The sequence below is a fragment of the Mesorhizobium sp. M7A.F.Ca.ET.027.03.2.1 genome, from assembly GCF_003999175.1.
GTDB lineage: Bacteria > Pseudomonadota > Alphaproteobacteria > Rhizobiales > Rhizobiaceae > Mesorhizobium.
In genome coordinates this window covers 1-7,634 of sequence record NZ_RZOM01000180.1, presented here as the reverse complement: position 1 = coordinate 7,634, position 7,634 = coordinate 1, and the positions used below count along the sequence as shown (strand labels likewise).

Sequence of the window (7,634 nt, the reverse complement as noted above, 5' to 3'; positions counted from 1 at the left end):
CTACCATGTCGTCTCGACCTATGGCGCGGTCAACGCGGTCATCCGCTCCGACATCCGTGTCGAGGCCGGCAAGCTGACCGAAGCCACCGTCGAGCACCACGCCGCCGAGATCACCATGAAGCTGGTGCGCGAAACCGGTGGCGAGGCGATCGCCGATACGTCCTGGTCGCTGCTCAATGAATCGGGCGATCCGATCAAGGAAACCGTCGGCGCCTTCGCCTCGATGGTGCTGGCCGAGGGCGACTACACCATCATCGCCAAGAACCGCGACCGCATCTATCAGAAGGATTTTACGGTCGTGGCCGGGCAGAACCAGGAGATCGAGGTTCTGGCCACCGAGGCCGCGGCGATGGATCCCGAAGAAGGCGCGGACTAGATTGTAGTTCGCACTTCCTACCGGGGAATCAGGTGTCTGCGTCATCCTCTGAACCGGCCGGATAATCCTGTCCGCCGTAGAGCACGCGCAGGATGACCACGGTGCCACCGTCGACCCGGAAAACGATCGACACGCGGCGTTCAAAACCGACGATGCGGACGCCGGGGCCAACGGTGTCGCGCACGGTCCCGCGTTCCGGGAAGGTGGACAGCGCCATGCACGCGGCCTCTATGCGGTCGACATAGTCGCCGGCACGCCGATTCCCGCTGTCGTTTTCGATGTAGTTGTAGATGGCGAAGAGGTCGGCTTGAGCCGCCGGCCTGAAGACGACCTTATGTGTCACGCTTGGAGGTCTTCATGCGGTCCGCATGATAGGCGCGCAGCTCTTTGAAGACCTCTTCTGCCGGGATGTCTGGACGCGGGTCGTCAAGAGCTTCCTGGACCTTGGCGCGCATGATCGCGGCGATGGTCTGCTCCTCACGGTCGAGGGCACGCAGCGCGGCGCGCATGACCTCGCTGGCGGAGTCGTAGGCGCCCGACGCCAGACGTGCGTCGAGGCCGCTCTGCTGGCGGCCAAGGGTCACGGTGATCGGTTTGCTGGTTCTCATGGCAAGTCCTTCCTTGCCTTTCTATAGCACGCGACGTTACAGTGTCATACTATTTCTGCAATGGACGGCCGAGACCGGCCCCCTTTTGAGCTGGACGTTTGGCTGCCTCAAGCCGCCATCTTGGTCCGCGCCGGCAGGAACGGGATCCGGCGGCGTGGCAAAGCTGGCGCCAGGTCGAACACGCCTCGATAGAGGCGGTCGAGCAATGCCTTGCGGTCGCGCAACGGCTCCAGCTCGCTCCAGCTCAGCACATCCCCGACGCGCACCTCGATCGCCTTGCCGGACAGCCGCGCGAATTCGTGAATGAGCAGCGACGTGCGCAATGTCAGAGAGGCCCTGCCGACGAATTTCGCCAGGCGACTGTCGCGCTCGGCCATGTTCATCGGGCCGCTGACGAGATGGAACAGCCTGCCGTTCTGTCCGGAAAAATGCATTGGGATGACCGACGCCCTGGCGTCCTGGACGAGACGGGCTGGAAACATCTTCCACGGCAAGTCGCGTGCCCGGCCAAACCCCTTCGGCGCGGTGGCGACACCGCCGGCCGGAAACACCACGATGGTGACGCCTTCCTTCAACAGCCGCACCGCCTCATGGCGCACGGCCATGTTGTTCTTCAGCGCGTCCTTGGTCTCGGAAAAGTCGATTGGCAGCGAGTAAGACTCCATTTCGCGGATCTTGAGCAGATCCTTGTGGATCATCACCCGGAACGGGCGTCCGAGCTGCTCGACCAATGACAGCACGGCAATGCCGTCACCAATGCCGAACGGATGATTGGCGACGATCACCAGCGGCGTATCCGGCAATTGCGCCGGCGGCCATTGATCCGATGTCCGCACGCGGACGTCGATCAGTTCGAGCATACGGCTGAACACGCGTTCGCCGGTCGGCACGACCTGGCTGCGCCAGAAATCATAAAGTGCTGTGTAGCGGTCGCGGCCTGACAGGCCTTCGACCGAATGAATGAACCAGCGTGTCAGCGCCGGCTGGCGCGGATTGGCATAGGAAAGCTCGGGAAACGGTCGTTCGCGCAATTTCAACTTGAGCATAGGGGCTGGTTACAAGGTCGGCGTGACAGGGATATGAAAATGGCGGTGGATCGCTCCACCGCCATTAGTCGAAACTATGCCAATCAAGCCGCGCGTTTGCGCCGGCGGTCGGGTGTAACAGCTTCTTCGGCCAATTGCGCGATCGCCTGGTCAAGGCCAAGCGATTCCTGGTCGCGCGAGCCCAACCGGCGCATGTTGACGGTCTGCTCTTCGGCCTCGCGCTTGCCGCAGACGAGGATGACCGGAACCTTGGCCAGCGAGTGCTCGCGGACCTTGTAGTTGATCTTCTCGTTACGCAGATCCGCTTCCGCCAAAAGCCCGGCGGCCTTCAGCTTTGCCACCACCTCGGTCGCATAGCCGTCGGCGTCGGACGTGATCGTCGCCACCACCACCTGCAGCGGCGCGAACCACAGCGGGAAGTGGCCGGAATAGTTCTCGATCAGGATGCCGAGGAAGCGCTCCATCGAGCCGCAGATGGCGCGGTGCACCATCACAGGCTGCTTCTTCTCGGAATCGGAGCCGATATAGAAGGCGCCGAACCGTTCCGGCAGGTTGAAGTCGACCTGCGTCGTGCCGCACTGCCATTCGCGGCCGATGGCATCCTTGAGCACATATTCGAATTTCGGTCCGTAGAAGGCGCCCTCGCCCGGATTGATGGAGGTCTTGATGCGATTGCCGGACCGCGTCCTGATCGTCTCCAGCACGCTCCCCATGATTGCCTCGGCATGATCCCAGGCTTCGTCGGTGCCGACGCGTTTGTCGGGCCGCGTCGAAAGCTTCACGCTGATTTCGTCAAAACCGAAATCAGCATAGGTCGACAGGATCAAATCGTTGATGCGCAGGCACTCCGCGGCCAGCTGCTCCTCGGTGCAGAAGATGTGCGCATCATCTTGCGTGAAGCCGCGCACACGCATCAGCCCGTGCAGTGCGCCCGACGGCTCGTAGCGATGCACATTGCCGAATTCCGCAAGCTTCACGGGTAGATCGCGATAAGACTTCAACCCATGCTTGAAAATCTGCACATGGCCCGGACAGTTCATCGGCTTCAACGCGAAGACCCGGTCGTCATCGGTGTCGTCGCCGGCGACCGTCACCTTGAACATGGCGTCGCGATACCAGCCCCAATGGCCTGACGTCTCCCACAGGCTCTTGTCGAGCACCTGCGGCGCGTTGACCTCCTGATAGCCCTGCTCGTCGAGGCGGCGGCGCATGTAGTTGACCAGGTTCTGGAACATCTTCCAGCCCTTGGCATGCCAGAAGACGACGCCCGGTCCCTCTTCCTGGAAATGGAACAGGTCCATCTCGCGGCCGATCTTCCTGTGGTCGCGCTTCTCGGCCTCCTCCAGCATCATCTGGTAGGCTTCGAGCTGCGCCTGATCAGCCCAGGCCGTGCCGTAGATGCGGGTCAGCATCGGGTTGTTCGAATCACCGCGCCAATAGGCGCCGGCCACCTTCATCAATTTGAAGGCATTGCCGATCTGCCCGGTCGAGGCCATGTGCGGGCCACGGCAGAGGTCGAACCAGTCGCCCTGCGCGTAGATCTTGAGATCCTGATCCTCGGGAATGGCGTCGATCAACTCCAGCTTGTAGCGTTCGCCCTTGTCGGCAAACACTTTTTTCGCCTTGTCGCGCGACCAGACTTCCCTGGTGAACGGCTTGTTGCGCGCGATGATCTCACGCATCTTCTTCTCGATCACCGGAAAATCGTCGGGCGTGAACGGCTCGTTACGGGCGAAGTCGTAGTAGAACCCGTTCTCGATCACCGGCCCGATGGTCACCTGCGTTCCCGGCCATATCTCCTGCACGGCTTCCGCCAGCACATGGGCCGCGTCGTGGCGGATCAGCTCCAGCGCGCGCGGGTCGTCGCGGGTGACGATCTCGACCTTGCCGGACTTGCCGAGCGGATCGCTGAGATCGCGAACCGTGCCGTCGATCGCATAGGCGACCGCCTTCTTGGCCAGCGATTTCGAGATCGATTCGGCGAGGCCAGCACCGGTCATCGCCGCGTCATATTCGCGGACGGAGCCATCGGGAAATGTCAGGGAAACGGAATTCAGCATATATATCTCCTATCCAGTCCCGCAAACGAGCGCGGGTGGTTGAAATGCATGTCGCCCAAAAGTGTATGGCGGTTTTGGGGTTACGGCATGCATAGGGAAAAGCCGGATGCGTCCGGCAGCGGCTGTCTTTTATGGACAGATTCCGCCGCCGTAAAGCCCGGCTCAAATGTCAGCGTTCATTTGATGAGGAGCGGCAAATCCTTCAGGAACGCAGCCCGGGTCTTGAGGCCCTTTGGCATGTCCGTACGGTTGGCATCGACGACAAGCCGCGCAAAGACGATCTGGCGGCCATCCTTGTTCGCCCATCCGACGAACCAGCCAAGCGAGCGCTTGTCCTGAACCTTGTCGGCGTCGTTGCGCAGCCTGGTGCTGCCGGTCTTGCCTTGCACCGTCCAACCCCCGGCCTGGAAGGTCGGGATGATGGCTGATGTCATGTCGTAGGCCTTGGCCGAGACAGGCAGCTTGCGGGCCAGCAGCTTGCGCAGGAATTCGACCTGCTCGACCGGCGTGATCTTGAGCGAGGAATTCACCCAGGACTTGGTCAAGCCATCATTCCTGCCGGGATTCCCGGAAACATCGGCATTGCCGTAGTCGAATTTCGAGACATAACCGGCAAAACTCTCAGACCCAAGCCGGCGGGTGATTTCCCGGGAAAACCACAGGATCGAATCTCGCTCCCAGACCACCGGATCGACGGTCTTCTGATCCCGCTTCACCGCGTTGAATTCAGGCTTGTAATCCCAGCTCGGCGTGTGCTCGTCGCTCAGGATCCCGCTGTCATAGCCGATCAGCGACAACGGCACCTTGAACGTCGACGCCGGGCTGAACCGCTGGTCGCACACCCCGTCCTCGTAAAGCGTCTTGCCGCTCGCCGCATCGGCGATCACCGTGCACTGCACGTCCCCCAGCGGCGCCGATTGCGCGCGCAACGGAAATCCCAGCAGCCAGGCGAGCAGGAACAGTATCCCGGCAAAGATGAAGGGAAGACGGTCGAAATTGCGCATTTGTCTGCTCGCTCAAGAAGGGGGTTCGCGAGCGGCTTAGCGGGGTCTCTTGTCTCGATTTTGTCTCAAATGCGCAGTCTTTGTGCAGGCTGTTGTTAACCCTACCGGATCGTAAACGGGCAGAGCCGCCGGTACCTGACCGACGCGATCACCCCTGCGCTTCGCCGCGCTTGCTGCCGATCCGCCAGTACCGCCATGGCGTGAACCAGACATAACGATCCTCCAGCACCTCCGGCACGCGGTCGATGCCATGCGTGCCGAATGGCCCGCAGCGCAGCACGCGGAAGAATCCCATCCAGCCGCCGGCCCACAGGCCATGGCGGGCGATCGCCTCATGGGCATATTCTGAACAGGTCGGCAGATGCCGGCAGGAATTGCCGACAAAGCCCGACAGCGTCAGCTGATAGAGGCGCACGAGCGACGTGCCGAGGAGACGGCCCGGCGTCTTGCGCCATGGACCGGGCCAGTTGCGGCCGCGTTTCGGCGGCCGGGCGATATGCGCATGCCCATGCTGGTCGCGCACCACAGTCTCCGTATCGCGTTTCCCAAGCGATAGATGTGAGCTTCCACTGGAGAACGCAATCCCCACTCCTTGCGCGCACTCAGTCGTCACGGGCGGAACGGCGAAACGGCTGCCAGTCAGCCGAAGCCACCCACCGGCCACGACTGGTCGGCTCTTCGTAACGCTTTTCATGCTGTCTTCTGTCACGCCATTGAAACGTTGCGATCCGCATGACATCGCCAAAGATGCTCAGCAACTGGATCATGGTCGGTCTCCTTTGATGCGATTAGACCGCCGCTGGCCTTCGCCTTCAAACGAGTATAATTTCCACTTCGGATAATCCTGGGTTATGTGAATGAAGCGCGGACGCTTGCCGCTGACGGCATTGAGAAGCTTCGAGGCGGCGGGCCGGCATCTGAGCTTCAGCCGGGCCGCCGAGGAGCTTTTCGTCTCGCAGGCGGCGATCAGCCGGCAGATCCGGGAACTCGAAACCTTCCTGCGCCAACCCTTGTTCGAACGTCACCATCGCCGTGTCGAACTGACCGACACCGGACGGCGTCTGCTGGAGCAGCTTGTCAGAAGTTTCGACGCCATCGACACCTTGCTTGGAGAACTGGTGGCGACACCGGCGCAGTCCGTGGTCCGCGTCAGTGTCGAGCCGTCGCTTGCATCCGTGTGGCTGGTGCCGCGGCTCAACCGGTTTCGCCAATTGCGGCCTGACATCGACGTCTCGCTCGAGGTCGACCCAAGGCTGATCGAGTTCCGCAGCGATCAGCCGGAGCTTGCCTTGCGCTTCAGCACGCATGTCACCGCGTGGCCGCGCAGCCAGGCTGAGCGGCTTGCCTCGACTGTCGATTCACCGGTTCTGTCGCCGGCGCTGCTTGCTTCTGGCCCTGCCCTCGATAAGCCGATCGATCTTGCCCGCTACACGCTTCTGCACGAGGAAAACCGTCAAGGCTGGGCGCGCTGGTTCCAGGCGGCCGGCGTGCCCGCCGACGCCATACCGGCGCGCGGGCCGATGCTGGCGGATGCGTCGCTTTCAAAACAGGCCGCTTTGCTCGGACATGGCGTGGCCTTGGGCGATCTCTTGCAGATCGGCGGGGAAATCGCATCCGGCGCGCTGGTCAAGCCGTTCGACATCGACGTCGCATCCGGCGCCTATTGGCTGGTGGCCAGAAACTTGCGCGACCTCTCGGAACCGGCCGCCGCGTTCGCCGACTGGCTCAGAAGCGAATTCGTCGAAAGCAGGCGGGTGCTGGAAGCGCGGGCTTGAACCCTTCCGGCCGGGCTCCCGCTACTTTGCCTTCTTGCTGTATTTTTCGAAGAGTTTGTCGAGCGCATCCGCGGCCGGAAGCTCGCCCGGTGAGTCTTCTCCCGGGTTGAATGTGAGGATGACATCGCGCCACATATCGTAGTGGGCAGCATATGATGTCAGCCTGGGAAATGGCGCGCAGCGTGCGATGGCCCGGACAGCGGACTCGGCAACCTTGTCCGGCGGCGTCGTCACAGGACCGAGGATTTTTGGCGGGCCTGCGAGTGACCCGTCCTTGTTCAGACTGATCTGGACGCGTGCAATGCTGTGGGTGTTTGCAGGCATGTTCCAACAATGCTGGATTGCCTTCATGAGATAGTCGCCGATATCGTGCTCGACCGCTACGTCTGCCCGGCTCGGGGTCCCGCTCAACGCGAGTGAGCCAGCAAGGCTCCCGGCAAACACCAGGCTTTGGTAGCCAAACCCCAAGGTCAGGCCGCTTCTTCGGCGCGCTTCTTCTCGATCTGGCCGATGGCGTCGACCACGGCATCGAAAGTCAGCATGGTCGAAGCGTGCCGCGCCTTGTAGTCGCGCACCGGCTCCAGATATCTGAGATCCGCGAAGCGACCGTCCGGCGGGGCGCCATTTTCCTTGAGCATCTTCAGCATGGTGTCGCGCACCGCGCGCAATTCCTCAGCACTCGCGCCGACGACATGCTGCGCCATGATCGATGACGACGCCTGGCCGAGCGCACAGGCTTTCACGTCATGGGCAAAGTCCGTGACC

At 62.0% G+C, this 7,634-nt stretch carries 10 protein-coding genes and 1 pseudogene; 2 read left to right on the top strand and 9 right to left on the bottom strand.

The window, feature by feature from the left end; genetic code table 11:
* Window positions 1-376: pseudogene (locus EN750_RS10730) on the top strand (hypothetical protein); the annotation flags it as partial.
* Between the two features lie 28 nt (window positions 377-404).
* Here the strand turns inward: EN750_RS10730 and EN750_RS10725 are convergent.
* The 7 genes from EN750_RS10725 to EN750_RS10695 form a co-directional block, all read right to left on the bottom strand.
* Window positions 405-719, bottom strand: coding sequence for a type II toxin-antitoxin system RelE/ParE family toxin (locus EN750_RS10725; RefSeq protein ID WP_127396403.1), 315 nt, complete (start codon window positions 717-719; stop codon window positions 405-407).
* Window positions 709-984, bottom strand: a complete 276-nt coding sequence (locus EN750_RS10720) for a type II toxin-antitoxin system ParD family antitoxin (RefSeq protein WP_127396402.1) — start codon at window positions 982-984, stop codon at window positions 709-711. Before EN750_RS10720 ends, EN750_RS10725 begins: the two co-directional genes overlap by 11 nt.
* A gap of 107 nt (window positions 985-1,091) precedes the next feature.
* Window positions 1,092-2,030, bottom strand: a complete 939-nt coding sequence (locus EN750_RS10715) for a GNAT family N-acetyltransferase (RefSeq protein WP_127396401.1) — start codon at window positions 2,028-2,030, stop codon at window positions 1,092-1,094.
* An 83-nt stretch (window positions 2,031-2,113) separates the two neighbouring features.
* Window positions 2,114-4,090 (bottom strand): threonine--tRNA ligase, encoded by a 1,977-nt coding sequence (gene thrS, locus EN750_RS10710; protein ID WP_127396400.1) that lies wholly within the window; start codon window positions 4,088-4,090, stop codon window positions 2,114-2,116.
* Window positions 4,091-4,266: 176 nt separating this feature from the next.
* Window positions 4,267-5,094: a class D beta-lactamase gene (gene blaOXA, locus EN750_RS10705; protein WP_127396399.1), complete on the bottom strand. Its 828-nt coding sequence runs from the start codon at window positions 5,092-5,094 to the stop codon at window positions 4,267-4,269.
* Window positions 5,095-5,242: 148 nt separating this feature from the next.
* Window positions 5,243-5,617: a membrane protein insertion efficiency factor YidD gene (gene yidD / locus EN750_RS10700; RefSeq protein ID WP_127322936.1), complete on the bottom strand. Its 375-nt coding sequence runs from the start codon at window positions 5,615-5,617 to the stop codon at window positions 5,243-5,245.
* A 79-nt stretch (window positions 5,618-5,696) separates the two neighbouring features.
* Window positions 5,697-5,861, bottom strand: coding sequence for a hypothetical protein (locus EN750_RS10695; RefSeq protein WP_127322935.1), 165 nt, complete (start codon window positions 5,859-5,861; stop codon window positions 5,697-5,699).
* Between the two features lie 90 nt (window positions 5,862-5,951).
* Between EN750_RS10695 and EN750_RS10690 the strand changes: the two genes are divergently transcribed.
* Complete coding sequence (locus tag EN750_RS10690; protein WP_127396398.1) at window positions 5,952-6,869, top strand: LysR substrate-binding domain-containing protein; 918 nt, start codon at window positions 5,952-5,954, stop codon at window positions 6,867-6,869.
* 21 nt (window positions 6,870-6,890) lie between these two features.
* Here the strand turns inward: EN750_RS10690 and EN750_RS10685 are convergent, their stop codons facing one another.
* Complete coding sequence (locus tag EN750_RS10685; RefSeq protein WP_127396397.1) at window positions 6,891-7,337, bottom strand: cell envelope integrity protein TolA; 447 nt, start codon at window positions 7,335-7,337, stop codon at window positions 6,891-6,893.
* A gap of 2 nt (window positions 7,338-7,339) precedes the next feature.
* Window positions 7,340-7,634, bottom strand: a 295-nt coding sequence (locus EN750_RS10680; RefSeq protein WP_145967549.1) for an iron-sulfur cluster assembly scaffold protein, incomplete at its 5' end; no start/stop codon positions are given.